Raw genomic sequence first — 19,201 nt, 5'->3', positions numbered from 1 at the left:
AGAGTTCGTTGCCCATCTCAGAAAGACCTAGTCGGATCGTCCAAGCTGTGTCAATCGGAAGAGCTTACCACATCTTGGGCATCTACCGAACATTGCTAAAAAGACTAGAACCTTCGTCCTAGCCTCAGCTTACAAATGTCTAAATGGATTGGTAGAGACTGTTGATGGATAGACATCAACCGACCAATCCAGATCTGCTTTCCAGCTCTCCAGTAGCGCTGTGACTTTCTGGACAAAGAGAACCTCGATATGGTGCCCTGGATCAATGGCCAAGAGCCCTTCTGTCAGCATCTCCTGAGCTGTATGGTAATAGATGTCTCCTGTAATATAGACATCAGCCTCCTTGGCAAGAGCCTCCTTGTAAAAGCTGCCGCCACTACCGCCACAAATCGCTACTCGCTCGATGTAACGCTGCTTATCGTGTGCATAGGTCACTAGCCGAACACTATCTAATGAAAAGACGGATCTGACCTTGAGCGCCAACTCCTCTAAGGTCACAGGTTCAATAACACCTACACGACCAATCCCCTGACCGTCAGCTGTCTCATGCAGAACATCTGTCACTTGAATGCCCAGCATCTCACAAAACCAGTCATTGAGCCCACCATCTACGACATCAATATCGGTGTGGCTGACATAAACCGCTATGTCATGCTTGATTAACTTCAAATAAATTTGAGTCTGCAAATCATCTGCCACTAAGTGTTTTAAGGGCTTAAAAATCGGCGCATGCTTGACGATAATCAAGTCAATCTTCTTTTCAATCGCTTCAAGCACCGTCGCCTCTCGAATATCCAAAGCCACCATGACCCGCTGGATATCCTTGTCCAGAGTTCCTATCTGAAGACCTGAAACATCGCCCTCCATAGACAGACTAGGCGGACAAAAGATTTGGTAGCGAGCAATCACCTCACTAGCTTTCATGCAGTACCTCCTTGATCGCTTGGATTTTTTGGGAAATAGCAGAGCGGGTCTCCTCATACTGGATGGGAATACCTGCAAGAGCTTCTTCCAGTTTGGCACACTCTTGCTGCCACTTCTGCAGGAAAATAGGAGATTGATCCTGCCGTAAAAAAGGACCAAACCGAATATCCAACTCAGACAACTCTTGCTGACCTGCCTCTGCTACGATAATTTCATAGCGTTTGCCATTTTCTTCTAAGATGTCTTCTGCGACGATAGCATAGCCATGTGCCGTCAACCAACGGCGGAGATCATCTTCACGATTATTGGGCTGGAGCACCAAGCGGCGGACAGCCGACAGCTCAGCTCTGCCCTTGTCTAAAATATCCGCAATCAAGCGTCCGCCCATCCCACAAATCGTGATGGTGTCAATCCTATCGCTTGGTTTCATAGCAGCCAAACCATCCGCTAAACGAACGATTATCCTATCCTCCAGTCCAGCTGAGCTAACCGTCTCTACAGCAAACTGATATGGACCTGCAACCACTTCACCTGCCACTGCTGCCTCAATCTGCCCTGCAACAATCAAGGCGACAGGCAGGTAAGCATGGTCACTGCCGACATCTAAAAGCCTTGCACCTTGCTGCACAAAGCTAGCAACTTGCTGCAAACGTTTTGAAAGTAATATCGTCATAGCTATCTTTCTAAACTGTTCTCTAATCAAGACTATTAAAGCATAACATGCCAATCAGTCTGTGACGAACTAATCCACCCAGAGGTTAGATGCCAAACGGAAATCCTCATCAATCGCCACTTCTTCCACCTTGTGACGATCACGCTCACGGCGGCGCTCCTCAATTTGCCTAACGGTCAAGATACCTTCTTTGCGCCAATTACGTAAAATGGCTTGGATATAATTCCAATTGGTCTTACCATTAAACACCGCTTCTTTTAGTGCTTCTCTAATCAAAGCTGGATCGGTTTGAACTTCCTTAAGCAACTTGTCCAACTCTTCCAGTTCAAAAGGACTGAGCAAACGCCCCAGTTCTCGTTGAAAGTCGTCCACAAGTAACTTCAACTCTGACCCATCAAACAAAGGCAAGGTGTCCACGGATTCAGAACCCTGTGGCTTTCCTTGATGTAATAGGGTATCTAATTTTTCAAAAGCTGGGCTGGTGTCAAAAATAGTCTCAATCTCCCCAGCAATATCAATGATTTTAATGACTAAAAGACCTGCCTCAGTCAAACGCTCAAAGGACCGATTAACATCTGCAACTGTCTTACCAATGGCCTGAGCAATCTGGCTAGGTAATAAATCTTGTAAATTGGTCGTGTTTTGCAAGTAGCAAAATTGCCAAACAAGAAAGTCTTCACTGTTGTTAAACAAGTGGTGGTAGTTAAACAGCAACTGACTGGGTAGCACCACATGCCCTGACTGATAATAAGTGACAGCTGTCATCTCGCCCTCCTAAAGTTGCGCAGACTCCAAGAACTCTTCTTGCAACTGCTCCAAATGATAAGGCGTCTCCTGATAGACCCCATAGTTAATCCAATTACTGAAAAAAGTCGCCGCAGGCAGGTTCCAACGCATGATTGGCGGCTGGCTAGCATCATCATTCTGGTAGTAGTTTTTAGGCATAGCAGAGCTTTTACCAGATAAGATATCTCGGCGGTATTCCTTATCTAGGGTCTCACGATCATACTCCAAGTGCCCAAAGCTATAAACCTCTCTCAGGTCTGAACTCGCTAGGATGGATAAGCCGACATCAACCCCTTTAGCAAGAATCTGTAGAGGGGTCTGTTTGAGAACCTGCACCTCATCAACTTCGGTGTAGCGTGAGTGGGGCGCAAAAAACTCATCATCAAATCCACGCAGAAGCGGGCAACGCTTATCAGACACCACCTGCGAGAAAACGCCCGTCAACTTCTCAGCCATTTGCGATTTTTCAACACCATAACGATAATAGAGCGCTGCCTGGGCCCCCCAACACAGATGCAGGGTCGAATAAACATGCGACTTTTGCCATTCAAAAATTTGGCATAATTCTTCCCAGTAGTCAACCTCCTCAAACGGCAAGGTCTCCACAGGAGCCCCAGTGATAATCATGCCATCATAAAACTTATTTTTAATATCTGTAAAGGTTTTATAAAAGGTTGACAAGTGGTCAAAACCAGTGTTTTTCGACTCATGACTAGCCATATAGAGAAAATCAATCTCTAGCTGTAAAGGTGTGTTAGATAGAAGCCTTAATAATTGCGTTTCTGTTGCCTCTTTGGTTGGCATCAGGTTTACAATCAAGACTTTCAAAGGACGAATATCCTGACTAACAGCACGGTTGTCGTCCATGACAAAGATATTCTCCGCGCGAAGAATATCAACTGCTGGTAACTTTTTATCGAGTGTAATTGGCATAAGCCCCTCACTTTCTTTAGAAGATACTACTTCTAGTATACGGTGGGGAGCTCAATCTTTCAAATATCTATTTTTTAGAACAGGCTATAGTTTTTAGCTATACCCATAACCGAGCTTATCCCAGAAAATTCATCAAAATTTTCGTGTCGTAATTGCCGATGGCTTCACGACCACCAAGTCCGTCTAGCTCAATCAGAAAGGCACAGCCAGCAACCACACCACCTAGTTTTTCAATCATTTCAATGGTCGCTTTCACCGTACCACCTGTCGCCAAAAGGTCATCAACGATCAACACGCGCTGACCTGGCTTGATGGCATCAGCGTGCATGGTGAGTGTGTCAAGACCATACTCTTTCTCATAATCCGCTGAGATGACCTCGCGTGGTAATTTACCAGGCTTGCGGACAGGTGCAAAACCGATGCCCAACTCAAAAGCTACAGGGCAGCCCACGATAAAGCCACGCGCTTCAGGACCAACAATCATGTCGATATTTTTGCTCACCGCATACTGAACAATCTCGCGAATAGCGTAACTGTAGGCATTGCCATCAGCCATCAAAGGGCTAATGTCTCGGAAGGTAATCCCCTCTTTAGGGTAGTTTTCAATGCTAGCGATATAGTTTTCTAATTTCATCTTCTGACTTTCTAAAAAATGGTTTTACGAACAATTATAACACATTCTTTTCATTTTTTGGGAAATAAACTAACTTACTCCAATTCAATGCCCTTTTCACGCAGGTTATCCAGACAGTCAAAGAGATAGACCTCATCGTGTTCGGGGTAGATGGGGCTGGTCAGCTCAATTGGATCTACTTGATCGTAGGGCGTAGCGGTTTTCCCGCGATAGGCAGGGTCATACCAAGCCCTGTCAGGCTGGTAGCCACGAGCGACCATCTCATCCATAATAAGCACATGGTACTGGTAGAGCTTATAGGGATTGTGGTCAAAAACATAATTGACCGTGGCATGAGGTTTACCCCAGCCTCGTCCTCGCAAGGCCGCACACTCGCGGTGCTGTCCTAAGAGTTGCTCTGCCATTTTCCGACCGTAAGCCGTGGTCATCAGAGCCTTTAAGTGTAGTAATTTATCAGCAAAATGCTGGATAGCCGTCTCCTTATCGCCGTCTGGCTGATAAATCAGCCGACCCGTATGTCCAGAATACGCCATCGTTCTAGCGATACCGATAGCCCCGCATCAAGGCGGTCTGCATCCTGCACCACCCGCCCTTCTAGGCTAGGGACTTGTTTTCCTTGTCTCTGACTGGTGAAAGGCATGGTCTCAATGATGTCTAAAAGATGCCGCTGGTCACGCTCATCAACCTGCTGACGCTCCAGCCAGTCCGAAACTTTTGCCAAGCCAGTCGCCAGACTGGCATTAAACTTATAATCTGCGACATCATGAAGGAGCGCTGCCATCTGACAGATAAAGAGGTCAGCGCCTTCTTCATGCGCGATGGTCACTGCCGTTCTTCTAACACGATCAATGTGCCACCAATCATGGCCGCTGCCTTCTGTCTCCATCAGTCTTCTCACATGCTCTGCTGTCGCTTGGATAATACGTTCCTCGTCAATCATCTTGTCGGCTAAAATAAGCACGAACCTCCTCTTCATAACCGTAGCGGTCGTTGTACTGAGCTAGGAGCTCATTGTCATGGGTGTGCAGGACACCTGTCTCGAGCAGTTCTTGGTAAAGTTCTAAGTAGGGCAGACCTCGCTCCTTGGCGATGGCATACTCTCTTTTGACATCATAGGCCACCTTACGGAAATCCACACCAGCCAAACCTTGTCCATCAAAGGTCAGGAGTGCATACTGGGCACGCTGGTTTTGTCGCAAGGCTTCCCAAGTCCAGAAAGGCTGTCCTATGGAGCCTGGATTTAGGATGAGCTGACCGCTGGTCGCATAGCGCATGGTCTGGACATGCACATGCCCGTAGATGGCAACAGCCACTGCATGATCTGCACAAAGCCTATCAAACTCTTCCTGAGGCGATTGCCAATACAGTCCTCCACCATGATTCTTATCTGGAAAATTATGCGAGAGTTGAATGTTTAGACCTGACTTGGTCACATGCGCCGTTGCCCTTTGTTGGCTGAGGTAATCGAGCCCTGCTGGCGATAGGGTTTCAAGCAGGTACTGGCCTTGTCTGTACAGCGCCAGATGTTCTGCTTGTTTAGCATCAACAATCCCAGTGGCTTTCCTCTCCTTCAAGGCTAGGACCACATCGTCCCAGTTGCCACGAATGGACACCGTCACAGGCACATCTTGTAAGAACTCTAACAGTTCATCTCCTGCTGGTCCTGGCAAAAAGATATCACCCAAAAGCCAGTACTCCGTCGCCCCTTGAGCTTTGGCGTCTGCCAGGACAGCAGCCAAGGCTGTGCTATTGCCATGAATGTCTGATAAAACAGCGATCTTTTCCATTTAGTCCTCTTTCCTCGTCAAGGTTTGGTAAATCTCCTCAGGTGTCCCTAGTGCCATCAACTCCTGATACTTGACGTTTGCCACCAACTCCTGATAGATTTGGCTGTCGGCAATCGGTCGTTTGTCAGCCTCCTTATTGACCGTCATCACACCGTCAGAGATGCTGACAAAGCCAAGTTCCTCGAAGATTTGAATCATCTTGACCAAAAGAATCTGGTCAATTTTGAGGAAATGGCTGAGCTCCTTGAGCTTGTAGCGGACATCAAACTCTGGATACTGGTAGATGGTCTTGTAGAGCTTGGCATACTGGTCTCGTGTCCCATAACCAGACAGGTAATAAGGGGTGTTGATGGTGTTTTTGAAATAAATGGCTTCAAAGGTTTTCCCTTCAAAGAGCCCTTGTAAGTCTGCCAAGGTGTTTGGCAAATCAGCCACCACCACGACTGGGCTACTTGTCTCAGCCGTCAACAGAGGCACACCAGTTGGCAGGAGAGCTGTTTTAGCCCGCAGGTCAAAAAGCTGAACCCCGTCAACACGAGCATCTTCCAGCATGAGCTGGAGAGTAGTGGCTCCGTTCCAGCGGTTGACGGCTAGGGTAACCAAGAGCTCCAAGCCCCTAGCTTGTTGAAACTCCTGAGACAGCTGCCCTTGGTTAAAAGCAACGACATCGTAGGCCGTCTCACCCTCCTGCACCTTGAGCTTGAGATGGGCACCCCCCTGTCCCATGGTTCTAGCCTGGGTCACCTTAACATCCTTGAGGAGAAAGACAGGCTTGCGGTTATCCATACCAAAAGGCGCTAGTTTACTTAGGCTTTTGATGGTGTCAAGCGATAGCTCAGACAGGGTGAGCTGACCAGCCACAGGTAGGGGTGGTTTCTGATTAAGGTCAATGGCCTGCTCTGCCAGAGCCTCAGACAAGACCGCCTTGAGTGCTGGTAACTGCTCCACTAGGAGGGTCATGCCAGCCGCTCCGCTATGGCCCCCAAAAGCCACAAAAAGCTCTGGATGAGGACTGAGGGCCGTAAAGAGGTCAAAGGCTTCTGGACTGCGTGCCGACCCCTTGGCTTGACTGTCCGTGATGCCGAGGACGATGACAGGCTGCCCCAGCGTTTCCAGCAAGCGACCAGCCACAATGCCCAAAACGCCAGGGTGCCAGCCCTCTTTGGCCAGCACCTGAACAGGGCTCGTTGGATCAACCATCTGTCTAGCCTCATCATAAATCCGAGCGACTAGGTTTTTTCGTTCCTCATTTTTGGCCTCAACCATAAGGGCAAGCTGCTGGACTTCCTCATCATCAAAGCCTGTCAAGAGTTCAATGGCAGGGTTGGGGTCGTCCAGCCGCCCCAAGGCGTTGAGCTGGGGAGCAATGGTAAAACCAACGGTCTCCTCAGTCAGACTTGCCCAATCAACATCAGCCAACCTGAGCAACTCCTGTAAGCCCAGTCGCTCAGTTTCCTTGAGTACCTGCAAACCAGCCCTGACCATGATGCGGTTTTCATCCGTCAAGCTAACCATATCAGCAATGGTTCCAATAGCTACCAAATCGAGCATCTCTACAGGAACCGTCTCAAGCAGGGCTGTCGCTAATTTAAAGGCCACCCCACAACCTGCTAAATACTTAAAGGGATAATCAGCGCCAGGGTGCTCAGGATGGACAAGGGCGTAAGCCTCTGGCAGCTCTGCTGGTAAACTGTGGTGATCCGTCACCACCACATCAACACCATCCCCTTGCGCATAGGCAATGGCCTCATGGCCCGCCACCCCATTGTCCACCGTCACAATCAGAGACACGCCCTGCTGCTCGATAAAGTACTTGTAGACCGACAGGTTGGGCCCGTAGCCGTCCGTGAAGCGGTTGGGCAGGTAGGTCACCACCTCGGCCCCCAACATCTCCAGGGTCTCCTTGACGATAGACGCCGCCGTCATCCCGTCCGCATCGTAGTCCCCGTAAACGAGGATTCTTTCATTTTGTTCAATGGCAGAGCGGATACGCTGGACCGCCTTATCCATATCGTTTAGGAGATAAGGATCATGTAACTGGCTCAAATCTGCCTGCAAAAAAGCCACTAGTTCTTCCCAAGTCTGCACCCCACGGTTAAACAAGATGGTCGCTGCCAGCTTGTCCAAACCTTCTTTTTTTGCCAGCTTCAAAAAGCCCTCATCAGGCAATCGTTCATCAAGTTGCCAAGTGTATTTAGAAGAAATCATATCAGTCACTTTCTGGATCGTTATTCCTTTATTTTATCAAAAAACAAGCGAAAAACAAACTGCCTGACCTAGGGAAAGGCTCGTATGCATTGTCACGCTAATGACATAAAAACTACTGTTTACCAGATAAAAACGAACACGACAGCATCAGTAACTATTATAAAAAACTGCCAAGGCAGGTTTTTAATGATTTTCGCGAATTGTCATGTCTTATCCAATCAGTTCCACTAGTATAGGTGAAAATGGCTTATTTATAGTTAAACACTTTTCGTGTTAACCAGTCAGACAGGGTGGGGAAGAGGGTATACCATTTATGAGCCAGAGCTAAAAGCCAAGGCAGGTTGAGTTCGCGCTTGTTTTTACCCAGTATGGCTACGATACGACTAGCCACTGCATCCGCAGACAGCGTGAAGCGGTCAACGCTCTTGAGGTAGTCGCCCGATGGGTCTGCGGTCTCAAAAAACTTGGTGGCAATCGGTCCTGGGTTGACTGTGGTCACATAAACGCCCTTATCTGCCACTTCTAGTCGCAGGGCGTTCGAGTAGCCGATGACCGCAAACTTGGTGGCCGAATAAATACTGGTCTTGGCTGTCGCAATTAGCCCAGCCATGCTGGCAATATTGACGACATGCCCTGAACCCTGCTCTGCCATTTTCCCAGCAATCAGCCGCGAAAAATGAATAGTCGCCAAGGTATTGACCTCAAACATCTCCTTGATCTGCGCCACCTCGTAAGCGTCAAAAGCCTGAAACTCACCGAAACCAGCGTTGTTGATGAGGATGTCCACGCGCCCAAACTGAGCATAAATGCTGTCGATGGTTTGGGCAATAGCCGAGCTGTCACGAACATCTAGTCCCAGACAGAGGGTTTTGGGGCGTTCCCCATAGAGGGTCATGAGCCGCTCTCGACTACGTCCCAGGAGAACCAGTTGGTCAGCAGCTGGCAGCTGAGCCACCAACGCCTGAGCCAAGCCACCGCTAGCCCCTGTCATGACAATCACACGTCCTGTCATAAAACCTCTACCTCCTCTAAATCACGCACCACATGGGTATCTGGAAAGAGCGACTGAGCGTCTTTTTCCAACTGCCGAACATCGCGAGCCAAAAAGCGAGCGGATACATGGTTGAGCAAGAGCCGTTTGGCAAAGGCTTGTTTGGCAACACTGGCCGCCTGCATATTGGTCGAGTGTCCATGTTTTTTGGCGATAGCCTCGTCTCCCTTGCCGTAGGTGGACTCATGGACAAGGACATCCGCTCCCAACCCTAGACGAATGCTAGCGTCCGTCAAGCGTGTATCCCCTAAGATGGTCACTACCTTGCCCTTTCTAGGCTCGGAAATATAGTTTTTAGCGATGATTTGCCTGCCGTCAGGCAGAAGGATATCCTGACCATTTTTGACCTGACCAAAGAGCGGTCCAAAGGGCACACCAGCCGCCAAGAGACCTTCCGCATCCAAGGTCCCTTCTAAGTCCTTCTGGGTCACGCGATAACCGACACAGAACACTGTATGGTCAAGAGCTTCCGCATGGACAGTAAACTTGTCTGTCTCCAAAATCAAGCCCAAGGTGTTCTCGTCAAACTCATGAAAATGAATCCGATAAGGCAGACGAGTACCTGTCACGCGCAGACTAGTCAGGACCAGCTGCTTAATCCCCACAGGCCCATAGAGGTCAATATCCGTCTGCTCCTCGCTGGCCTGAAAGGCACGGCTGGATAGGAAACCTGGCAAGCCCAAGACGTGATCCCCATGCAGATGGGTGATAAAGATCTTTTTTATTTTACGAGGACGAATGGTCGTCTCTAAAATCTGCTGCTGGGTGCCTTCCCCACAGTCAAACATCCAGACCTCATTGATTTCATCAAGAAGTTTGAGGACAAGACTGGACACATTACGTCCCTTGGACGGCTGACCGGCACCCGTCCCTAAAAATTGAATTTCCATACTTAACTTTCTAACACATAGATAAGGGATTGCCTTTGGGTATAGCCAAAGACCTGTTTTCCTGACAACTGGCTGGCGACGTCCAGCAATTCTTGCCTGTTGTAACTGGACAGCTTGATGGTACCATCTGTTAGTCGGTGACCCGTCGTCAGGAATGCGCCGTCGCAGGTGAGGGGCTCTGCCCCTTCTTCCTCCCATAACAAGGTATCGAGATAGACCCTATCACCCTCTCGGTAAACCACCAAATGGGGAAAGAGCTCTGCCAGCTCTAGTAGGGTCAGGTCTACCACCTCCCCCTCGTCCTCTGCAAAAACAGTCGCTAACCCTTGGGCATTAACAAAGGCAAAACCAAAGGCACGTCCAGACAGGTTGAGACGGACAAAGGGCTTATCCTCTGCCGCAAAGCTGGGGTAAGATTCAAAGAGGTCGAGCGCCGTACTCAGCTCCAACAGGTAATCGCAGGCAGCTTTGGGCGAGGTTTTCTGATAATGCTCGGCAAAATAAGCGTTGACCACACTAGGCGGTGGGGTGATGATTTTGAGTTGCTCAACTCTGCTCAGCCCCTGCAACTGGCGGGTCAGGTAGACCCTGTCCAAACTGGTGTAGCCACCGTAGGTCAAGGCTAGGTCAATCTCATTGGTCATAAAAAGCCTCCAATCGCCATCTGTTTTGAGGACTGATGTAGCCCGTCACGGGCTGGTCACTGTCCCAGTCGTAGCTGTCTAGTAGGGCAACCTTACTCAGTTCATAGAGTTTGTAGCTGTCTTCTGGCTTAACCTGCACTGCAAAAGGCTCAAAAATCTGGTCAGTGATCGCCTCGATCATCAGCTGGCGCAGGTCACTGGCTGCGGTCTCCGACTGAGATGACACGGTCACGTAAGGAAAAAGACTGGGGGTAAACTCAGTGACCTTGTCAATCTTGTTATAAACTGCTAGCCGAGGGATATCTGCCATATCCAGATCAGCCAAGATGTCCAAAACCACCTGCTCCTGCTCGGCGTGATTGGGGTCGCTGGCATCAATGACATGCAATAGCAAGTCCACCTGTCGGCTCTCCTCCAAAGTCGACTTGAACGCCGCAACCAACTCCGTCGGCAGATCTTGGATAAAACCAACCGTATCGGTCAAGGTCGCCTCAAAGCGGTCTTGGAGGTAAATTTTCTTGGTCGTCGCATCCAGCGTTGCAAAAAGCTCATCGGCTTCATACTGGCTCTTGTCCGTTAGAACGTTCATGATGGTAGACTTGCCAGCATTGGTATAGCCAATAAGCCCAATTTTGAGAGCCTGAGAAGCGATACGCTTGTCCCGTACCGTGGAACGGTTCTTGGTAACTTGCTTGAGCTGACGCTCAATATCTGAAATCTGATGACGAATGGAACGACGATTGAGTTCCAGCTGGCTCTCCCCAGGACCACGACTACCGATGCCACCTGCTTGACGGCTAAGCATGATCCCTTGACCAACCAAGTGTGGCAGCATGTACTTGAGCTGGGCTAGATGCACCTGCAACTTGCCCTCGTGGCTCCGTGCCCGCATGGCAAAAATATCTAAAATCAGCTGCATACGATCGATGACCTTAACCCCCAGTTCCATCTCCAGATTCGTATTCTGACGAGGGGTTAGGCGGTTATTAACAATAACACTGTCAATCTCCTCGGACTCGATGACTGCTTTTAGTTCTTCTAACTTACCAGAGCCGACAAATGTCTTGCTGTTGTAGCGCTCCAGTTTCTGGGTGTAGCTCGCCACCACCTCCGCACCTGCTGTTTTGGCTAGGCTGGCCAGCTCTTCCATAGACATGGCAAAATGCTCACTGGTCTGTAACTCTACGCCAACCAAAATAGCTTGCTCAGTCTTTTCTTGCGTCTCAATCATCTGCCCACCTCCTTGCATCACTTCCATTATACCATATTTTTGGGCTCTGCTATTTTCAAAGAATTCGTTAAAGATTGAACAGAGAGATAGAAATAGACAAAAACTACCTCTTATTCCGATGATAGCAATTTTACGTTACAAGGTGCTTTTAATGGCGAAAAAGACAAACACCAACCTGATGTTTGTCTCTAAGCGATGATGACCTTGCATTTATCTTTTTGTTATTAGGCTAAGGTTCAAAATGAATCGATTCACGCTGTTTCTTTAGGGCTTCCCAACCAGCTAGAAATTCATCTAATTCGTCCTCGTCCCATTCGCTGTCGTCTTCATCATCGACATCGTTGTCAACGGCGTCAGCTGTGGTTTCCTCAGACGCCTCAGCTGGAGAGTCTGGGGTTGATGTCTCCTCAGCTTTATGTTCTTCAGGCTGAGTAGTTGATGGGGAGGTTGGCGTAGTTTTTGTAGCAGGTATTTCATCTGAATTAGCTGGATTACTTTCTTCAAAGGCGTCACGTTCTGCTTTCAGGCGAGTTAGTTCTGCTAACAGTTTTTCTAACTCCTCAGCAGAAGCACCATCAAAGATGTCCTCTTTGTCTTCCTCGTCATCGACATCATTATCAACGACGTCAGATGGTTTCTCCTCAGATGGCTCAGCTGGAGAGTCTGGGGTTGACGATGATGGTGAGGCTTCCGTTGAATCAGCCGGTTTGTTAGTGCCGTCTTCAAGATGTTTAGCAGGCTGTTCAAGGAATAACGGCAAGGCCTCAGTAAAGTCTTCTGACAATTCCTCGTCCGTCATAACTTTTGTTCGAATGAGAAAATCACGCAGATTATTGACATATGACGCCATGTCTTTACGGTTGAACACTGAGCCACTCGGAACATCCGCATCAGCTGTGTGAACTGGGGCTTTCTCTGTCGACATAGCCGCTTTCAATTCTTCTTTCAAGGCAGAGGTTTCTCCCAGATGAGATTCGAACACGCGCGGAACACCATAGAGTTCTTTTACTTTCTCCTGAAGGCGTTGACGCAATTGTGGCGAAACCTTTTCATCGTCCATATGTCTCAAGAAAAAGTCCATATAAGCTAGTCGCGGACCTTGGTCACTAGACGCCTTATCAACGCGTGCAATAGCTGACAAGTGATTTGCGACACGCTCTAAACCTGCCTTGTCTTTTGCGACAACTAGGGCTTTTAGTTTTTCAACTTCTTCCTCTTGACGTAAGCCAAAACTACGTAAGGTTCTTGAACCTAATGTCTTGTACTGCTCAACCAGCTGTTCATAACGTGCGGTCAGCTCATCTTCAACCACTGGTGCTGCTTCTTTTGGTTTGTCTCCCTTGATATAACGGCTATCAAAATCCTGTAAGGCTGCCATATAAGCTTGTGTAGATGTTGTTGGCACTGCTAGGTCAACCTTGAGTCATCCAAGGCTCGTGCAATACGTCGATAGTCTGCACTTGTTTCACCAAACTTGGACTTGGCATCTTCCAGCACACGGGCAATCTCGTCCGTCACCGGTGCTGCTGAAAACTCGCCTGCTGAAAAGCTTGCCTTAATTTCAGGTAATTTATTGGCCATGTAAGCCTCATAACCAGCCATTGGCGTTAAGATATTGAGGTAGTGGTAGTGATCTTTCCCTGGTAGAACAAAATATTTTTTATCCTTGATGTTCACTTGGATGACTGGTACGCCCAAACGTTCAGCCGCAGCTTGTAACTCATTTTCAAAATCAAGTTCCAAATTATCCGTTTTAGCTGGAATGGTTAACAAATCCAGTGGTACAGAGTAGGGGTGAACGTGACCTGCATCATAAAGTGGGTCTAGCACGTCAGTATAGTAATCACGCTTCGCATCGTAGTCTTGATGAGGATGAGGAATGGCAAAGACAACAAAGGAATCATGGAAATGAACAGGCGTCCCTTGGAGCAATCCATAAGCCTTACGGATATAAGCCGTTAATTCCCGCTTTTCCTCGTCAGTCAGAGGGGCTTTAGTTGGCGCTTCTTCTGTCACATGGACAATATGAGTATGGTCTTCATGAGGGTATTCAAAACCAACAACTTTGCCATCAGCGGTCACAGGACGAATACTCTCCACAGGTAGACCCAGTTGTTGGGCTAACTCTGCTCTTTGCTTTGCTTGCTTCTCAGACAAAACAGGAGACTCCGCTTGCACTTTAGGGGTTTCCTTAGGCAATAAGTGTACCCATTTTGAACGAGCAATAGCGTCTTTTGGTAAAATATGAGTATGCCCCTTATGGTCAACCATCAAGCCCGCATCAGTCCAGCCTTCTATACCAGTGCCATCAAAGAGGAAACCGTCGCTAGTTGGATAATCAATACCAGCCACCCCTTCTTTAGTTGGTGCTTCGGTTGTTGACACAGGTGTTTCTTGCTCTTCAGGAATAGGCGTTGGAGCAGGCGATGGTTTTGGACGGCTTGGTTTTGGTGGAACAGCCGGTTTCTCTGGACGACTTGGTTTAGGAGCGACAGCTAGTTTTTCTTGCTCAGTTGGCTTATCTTGTTTACCCGATTTTTCCGAATCTGCCGGCTGATCATGGTCGCTGTGCCCGTCATCATAAGGCTTAGTGATGTCTAAATCACGCAGTAAAACGAAGTGAATATGGTCATCGTGAGGATACATGAAGCCTGGACCATTCTTGGTCTCCAAAACGGTAATCTTATCCTCGCTGAGACCTGTTTCACGTGCTAGGTAAGCTCTTTTAGCAGCTACTTCGTCAGCTGGCTCTGTTAGCTCGTTAGGCGTGTTGTTTGATGTATTGCCACCTTCTGCTGCTGGGAAATACTGGGCAATGCCTTGTGGGATATTTTGGCTGTTTGGCGTCAATTCTTCAGCAGGAATATGATTATCATTAACTTCGATAAAGGTAATGGTTTTATTTGGTTGGCTGACCACTAATGTATTCAGATGATTATGACCAGCATTCAAACTTGTCAATGCGCTAAAGTTCTGGATACCTTCCAAAGTCGTCAGCAAGTTATTGCTAATGTTAAGGTTATCTAGGCTAGCTTGACTAGCAGGTAAATGCAAGCTGGTCACTTGGTTATCCGACACATTTAATGTGCGGAGTTGGGTTGCTTTTTCAAGTCCTGATAAATCAGAAATCGCATTATTTCCTACAGACAAGCTAACCAGCGATGGCAATCCTGAAACAAAGTTCAGATTAGTCAACTCGTTGTGCTCTGCTGTTAATTCTTCCAGATTTGGCGCCTGAAGCGTAGACAAATCAAGACCTTTGTTGTGGGATACAAAGATACGTTGCAATTCAGACTTGTTAGACAAGATAGACAAATCTTTCAACTGATTGTGTTCCACACTCAGCACTTTAAGATGGTTAGCTTGGGATAAGGCAGACAAATCAGTTAATCGGTTGTAGTCCAGATTCACAAACTCAAGGTTTGGCAAATCATCTAGCGCACTGATATCTGTGAGATCATTCCCTGCAAGTGCCAGTGTTTTTAACTGTGGGTAATCTTTGAGAAAAGCTAATGAGGTTAAGCTATTTTGTGACGCATCAAGTCCCTCTAATTGAGGCAACTCTTTTAAGAAGCTATAGTCTGTAATCCCTGTCTTGGTTAAGAAAAGATTTTTTAACTTCTTGAACTGTAAAATTGGTCTCACATCATCAATCGGTGTAAACCCAACACCCAAGGTCTCAAGGTTGGGCATCAAGTCCAGACCAAAGCGTTTGAGCGGGTCTTGGCGTTGTCCGATGTTCAAACTAGTTACAGTTGCCAACCAGGCCTTCATCTTCTCAGGATCTGTTTCATCTGCTGGGAAAGGTGTTGGGGCATCAGCATGTAAGATATCTGCAATAATTTCCTCGTCAAAACCGATTGCCTTGAGGGTCTCACGACCGACAGCTTGGTGAGCATGAGGATCCGCATGAGGATCTTCAATCGGCTCCCCGATCACAACCTTGTCAACAGCAATGGCATGATGATGGTTGTCGTGGGGATAGATAAACAATCGTCCTGTTGGACCATCTGTCACCTGAATCGCTTCTGGACGAAGACCAAGTTTCTCAGCCAGATACTGACGTTTGGCCTCCAACTCATCACGTTCAGATGGTTTTGGTTCAGACAGTTGTGCTGGTATTTCTGGTGTGCTTGGTTGTGCTGGAAGAGATGGAGACGTTGGCACTTGAGGGTTCTCTGGAACTGCTGGCTTCACCTGATTGCCATGACCGTCATCATAAGATTTCGTGATGTCCAATTTAGACAAGAGGACAAAGTGAGTATGGTCATCATGAGGGTACATGAACCCTGGACCATCTGGCGTATTTAGTAGAACAATCTGATTTTCACTTAGCCCTGTTGCTTGAGCCAAATAGGCACGTTTTACCGCAACCTCATCCTGATGATGCTCATTCGGTTCTTGAGGAGACCCACTCGGTACTGTTGGCTGCTCAGATGGTATAGGGGAACTTGGTTGAGTTGGCTTATCTAATACAGATGGCATTGATGGGGCTGTCGATGAGTTCCTCAAAAGGTAGGCCCATTTTGATCTAGCCAAATCTGATGTCAATAAAACATGCAGGTGTCTATCATGATTAACCAACAACCCTGCCTCTGTCCAGCCGTGAACGCCAGTTCCATCAAACAAGAACCCATCACTGGTTGGAAAGTCAATCCCTGCAATACCACCTTGTTGGGATGGATTTGCCTGGTCAGCTCTTCCTCCAGTAGACGGTGCTAGCGGGGTAGTCTGAACATGAGTCGTCGCTGCAGCCTGCTGTTGATTTGACAAGCTGGATTTCAAAACATAGTGGTAATGGTCTCCATGGCGAACAGTGTAGCCCAGAGCATCTTCTGCGACGATATCAGCTGGATTAAACTCATAATGATGATCTGCTGTAGTCTGCTGCTTATCTCCTTGCGGTTTTTGCTGAGTTGGGGCTGCTGTCACAACCGTACCTGCTGGAATCAGGTGGGCAAATTTAGTGCCTTGCAAATCAGCATAAAAGATAAAATGAGAATGCCCATTATGGTCAACGACAATACCGTCTCTCGTATGCGAAAGAATTTTTGATTGATCTGTCAGGATAAAGCCGTCACTGGTCGGCACTGTTACACCCGGGATATCTTTTTCTTTTTTGGTGTTTTTCTTATCGGATGATTTGTCTTGTTTATCTTTTTTGCTCTCTTTTTGTTTTGTTGAAGAGCTGGTCTAGGTTGTTGAAGATGTTGTTTTAGCTTCCTGCTTGGTTTGGCAGGCCGATAAAACAAGATGGCTTGCTAGGACAAGCCCAGTTAGTTTTAGCCATTTATGCTTAGCCATATAGCCTCCTTGATGATACACCGGTTAAAAACCAGTTAATTTTATGCTTAACCAGTTTATTTTATCGTATAAAGCCGATTTTTGCAAGCTTTTTACAAAACATTTTGCCTAGGAAAGGACTTATGCTATAATACAGATATGAAATGTTTAATCACATCCGGCGGCACGACAGAGCCGATTGATCAGGTGAGAGGGATTACCAATCATGCCAGTGGTTGGCTTGGAAAAATTATGGCAGAAACCTGCTTAGCAGCTGGTCATGAGGTAACACTTGTGACAACCAAACAAGCCGTTAAGCCTGATGCTCACCCCAAATTATCTGTGACAATCATCTCTGACGTGGCAAGCCTAATCACCGTGCTCAAGCCTCTGGTTCAATCACATGATGTCTGCATTCATAGCATGGCCGTCTCTGATTACACCCCTGTCTATATGACTGACTTGGAAGAGGTCGAAAAAACGTCAGATCTGCGCCAGCTATTGACCAAAAAAAATAATGATACGAAAATCTCATCTCATAGTGATTATCAAGTTCTTCTTCTGAAAAAAACGCCTAAGATTATCGGTCACATTAAAGATTGGAATCCGAACATTAAGTTAGTGGGGTTCAAGCTCTTGGTTGATGTTAGTCGTGACGAGCTTTTCGCGGTAGCGAAATCTAGTCTGATGAAAAATCGTGCTGATTTTATTCTGGCTAATGATTTAATGGAGATTAACCAAGACAAGCATCGCGGCTATTTGCTGACAGCTGACGAGGTGTTTGAAGCAGAGACAAAAGAACAAATCGCTCAGCTGATTTTAGAAAAGGTGACCACTCATGCCTAAACAACTCTTATTAGCCATATCAGGCTCCATTTCTGCCTATAAGGCAGCGGATTTAACCAGCCAATTAACCAAGCTAGGCTACGAGATCCACGTCTTAATGACAGAGGCTGCCACTCAATTTATCACGCCCTTGACCTTACAAGTTCTCTCTAAACAACCTGTGCATGTAGATGTGATGACTGAAAAATTAGCAGACCGAATCAACCATATCGACTTAGCCAAGGAAGCTGACTTATTTATCCTCGCTCCCGCTTCTGCTAATACCATCGCGCATTTGGCACACGGTCTGGCGAGCAATATGGTGACAGCCACTGCGCTTGCCTTGCCAGCCGAAACACCAAAGCTCTTTGCGCCAGCCATGAACACAAAAATGTACGACAACCCCATCACGCAACAGAACATGGCCGTCCTGACCCAACAAGGATACAGGGAAATTCCACCTCGCTCTGCCCTTTTAGCTTGCGGTGATGTGGGGCGCGGTGCCCTAGCTGACCTATCAGATATTATTCACACGATTGAGGAGATTTTACATGAACAGACGTCAAGAAACTAAACAAATCGCTGCTATTGCTATTTTTATGGCTGTCATGCTGGTCATCGAAATTGTCAGCCAGTCCATCTTTGCAGCCATTCCCGCCCTCCCTCTAAAACCGACACTGACCCATATCCCTGTCATTATCGCCAGCATCTACTATGGTCCCAAAGTCGGCGCAGGGCTCGGAACCTTTATGGGCATCATGAGCGTGGTGCGCAACACCATCTTGGTTACGCCCGCCAGTTACATTTTCTCACCGTTTGTTGATGATGGAAACTTTTACTCTCTTCTGATTGCGATTGTTCCACGGGTTCTTATCGGTGTCACTCCCTATCTGATTTACAAAGCCCTTCACAACACTATCGGCTTGGGCATGGCTGGCGCTGTTGGCAGCATGACCAACACCCTCTTTGTGCTGGGTGGTATCTTCTTCCTCTTCCCTGACCGCTTCGGAGGCAATGTGCAGAGCTTCTTAGCGGCTGTACTGGCAACCAACTCATTGGTCGAAGTCGCCATCGCTACTGCCTTAACCGTGATTTTAGTGCCGAGATTGCGGTCGCTAAAGCACTAATTGACTAAAACACATCAATAAACCGGCTCTTTGTCAACTGTAGTGGGTTGACCAATTTAACACCGAGAGAGGGCAGAAAGTGTCTTCTCTCGTTTTATGTTTATGGCAATGAAAATGCGAGTTTTGTCTTTTCAAAGTTTCTGAAACCAAAGGCGTTGCGCTTAATAACCTTGATGATGTTGTTGGTTGCTTCAATCTTGGCGTT

Annotated in this window: 18 protein-coding genes and 1 pseudogene; 3 read left to right on the top strand and 16 right to left on the bottom strand. The window is 47.5% G+C overall.

Going from position 1 to position 19,201, the window contains the following annotated elements; translation table 11 throughout:
• Positions 1-129: 129 nt before the first annotated feature.
• The 15 genes from ACERC7_RS06250 to ACERC7_RS06180 form a co-directional block, all read right to left on the bottom strand.
• Positions 130-924 carry a Nif3-like dinuclear metal center hexameric protein gene (locus ACERC7_RS06250; protein ID WP_373660436.1) on the bottom strand — a complete coding sequence of 265 codons (795 nt, stop codon included), beginning with the start codon at positions 922-924 and terminating at the stop codon, positions 130-132.
• On the bottom strand, positions 914-1,597 hold the full coding sequence (locus ACERC7_RS06245; RefSeq protein ID WP_373666436.1) for a tRNA (adenine(22)-N(1))-methyltransferase TrmK: 684 nt from the start codon (positions 1,595-1,597) through the stop codon (positions 914-916). Before ACERC7_RS06245 ends, ACERC7_RS06250 begins: the two co-directional genes overlap by 11 nt.
• A 69-nt stretch (positions 1,598-1,666) precedes the next feature.
• Positions 1,667-2,362, bottom strand: a complete 696-nt coding sequence (locus tag ACERC7_RS06240) for a DnaD domain-containing protein (protein ID WP_373659035.1) — start codon at positions 2,360-2,362, stop codon at positions 1,667-1,669.
• Between the two features lie 9 nt (positions 2,363-2,371).
• Entirely contained in the window at positions 2,372-3,316 is a 945-nt protein-coding gene (metA, locus tag ACERC7_RS06235) for a homoserine O-succinyltransferase (RefSeq protein ID WP_018367320.1), read from the bottom strand.
• A 115-nt stretch (positions 3,317-3,431) separates the two neighbouring features.
• On the bottom strand, positions 3,432-3,950 hold the full coding sequence (locus ACERC7_RS06230; RefSeq protein WP_373666435.1) for an adenine phosphoribosyltransferase: 519 nt from the start codon (positions 3,948-3,950) through the stop codon (positions 3,432-3,434).
• A 74-nt stretch (positions 3,951-4,024) separates the two neighbouring features.
• On the bottom strand, positions 4,025-4,378 hold the full coding sequence (locus ACERC7_RS06225) for a TIGR02328 family protein (protein WP_373666449.1): 354 nt from the start codon (positions 4,376-4,378) through the stop codon (positions 4,025-4,027).
• 74 nt (positions 4,379-4,452) lie between these two features.
• Positions 4,453-4,911 carry an HD domain-containing protein gene (locus ACERC7_RS06220; RefSeq protein ID WP_373666434.1) on the bottom strand — a complete coding sequence of 153 codons (459 nt, stop codon included), beginning with the start codon at positions 4,909-4,911 and terminating at the stop codon, positions 4,453-4,455.
• Complete coding sequence (locus tag ACERC7_RS06215) at positions 4,883-5,737, bottom strand: metallophosphoesterase (protein ID WP_373666433.1); 855 nt, start codon at positions 5,735-5,737, stop codon at positions 4,883-4,885. The genes ACERC7_RS06220 and ACERC7_RS06215 overlap by 29 nt, the downstream gene beginning before the upstream one ends.
• A complete protein-coding gene (gene recJ / locus ACERC7_RS06210; RefSeq protein ID WP_373666432.1) occupies positions 5,738-7,945 on the bottom strand; it encodes a single-stranded-DNA-specific exonuclease RecJ in 2,208 nt (735 codons plus the stop codon).
• 247 nt (positions 7,946-8,192) lie between these two features.
• A complete protein-coding gene (locus ACERC7_RS06205) occupies positions 8,193-8,957 on the bottom strand; it encodes an SDR family NAD(P)-dependent oxidoreductase (protein WP_373666431.1) in 765 nt (254 codons plus the stop codon).
• The gene (rnz, locus tag ACERC7_RS06200) at positions 8,954-9,886 is read right to left on the bottom strand and encodes a ribonuclease Z (RefSeq protein ID WP_373666430.1); all 933 of its coding nucleotides are present in this window, start codon (positions 9,884-9,886) and stop codon (positions 8,954-8,956) included. The genes ACERC7_RS06205 and rnz overlap by 4 nt, the downstream gene beginning before the upstream one ends.
• A 2-nt stretch (positions 9,887-9,888) precedes the next feature.
• The gene (locus ACERC7_RS06195; protein WP_373666429.1) at positions 9,889-10,530 is read right to left on the bottom strand and encodes a cystathionine beta-lyase; all 642 of its coding nucleotides are present in this window, start codon (positions 10,528-10,530) and stop codon (positions 9,889-9,891) included.
• Complete coding sequence (hflX, locus tag ACERC7_RS06190; RefSeq protein ID WP_373659027.1) at positions 10,520-11,761, bottom strand: GTPase HflX; 1,242 nt, start codon at positions 11,759-11,761, stop codon at positions 10,520-10,522. The genes ACERC7_RS06195 and hflX overlap by 11 nt, the downstream gene beginning before the upstream one ends.
• Positions 11,762-11,990: 229 nt before the next feature.
• Positions 11,991-13,166 (bottom strand): hypothetical protein, encoded by a 1,176-nt coding sequence (locus tag ACERC7_RS06185; RefSeq protein WP_373666428.1) that lies wholly within the window; start codon positions 13,164-13,166, stop codon positions 11,991-11,993.
• Positions 13,167-13,168: 2 nt separating this feature from the next.
• Positions 13,169-16,852: a pneumococcal-type histidine triad protein gene (locus ACERC7_RS06180; protein WP_373666427.1), complete on the bottom strand. Its 3,684-nt coding sequence runs from the start codon at positions 16,850-16,852 to the stop codon at positions 13,169-13,171.
• Positions 16,853-17,203: 351 nt separating this feature from the next.
• Here ACERC7_RS06180 and ACERC7_RS06175 point away from each other — a divergent pair, with 351 nt between their 5' ends.
• The 3 genes from ACERC7_RS06175 to ACERC7_RS06165 are packed head-to-tail and all read left to right on the top strand — an operon-like array spanning position 17,204 to position 18,996.
• Entirely contained in the window at positions 17,204-17,890 is a 687-nt protein-coding gene (locus ACERC7_RS06175) for a phosphopantothenate--cysteine ligase (protein WP_373666426.1), read from the top strand.
• Positions 17,883-18,443 carry a phosphopantothenoylcysteine decarboxylase gene (coaC, locus tag ACERC7_RS06170; RefSeq protein ID WP_373666425.1) on the top strand — a complete coding sequence of 187 codons (561 nt, stop codon included), beginning with the start codon at positions 17,883-17,885 and terminating at the stop codon, positions 18,441-18,443. The genes ACERC7_RS06175 and coaC overlap by 8 nt, the downstream gene beginning before the upstream one ends.
• Complete coding sequence (locus ACERC7_RS06165) at positions 18,421-18,996, top strand: ECF transporter S component (RefSeq protein ID WP_373660430.1); 576 nt, start codon at positions 18,421-18,423, stop codon at positions 18,994-18,996. Before coaC ends, ACERC7_RS06165 begins: the two co-directional genes overlap by 23 nt.
• 56 nt (positions 18,997-19,052) lie before the next feature.
• On the opposite strand, the pseudogene ACERC7_RS06160 reads toward ACERC7_RS06165, so the two are convergent.
• Positions 19,053-19,201, bottom strand: a pseudogene (locus ACERC7_RS06160) (transposase); the annotation flags it as partial.

This window comes from Streptococcus sp. E17BB (genome assembly GCF_041807725.1).
Lineage (GTDB): Bacteria > Bacillota > Bacilli > Lactobacillales > Streptococcaceae > Streptococcus > Streptococcus entericus.
Note: the sequence above shows the minus strand (reverse complement) of the source record. Positions and strands in the feature narration are given on the sequence as shown.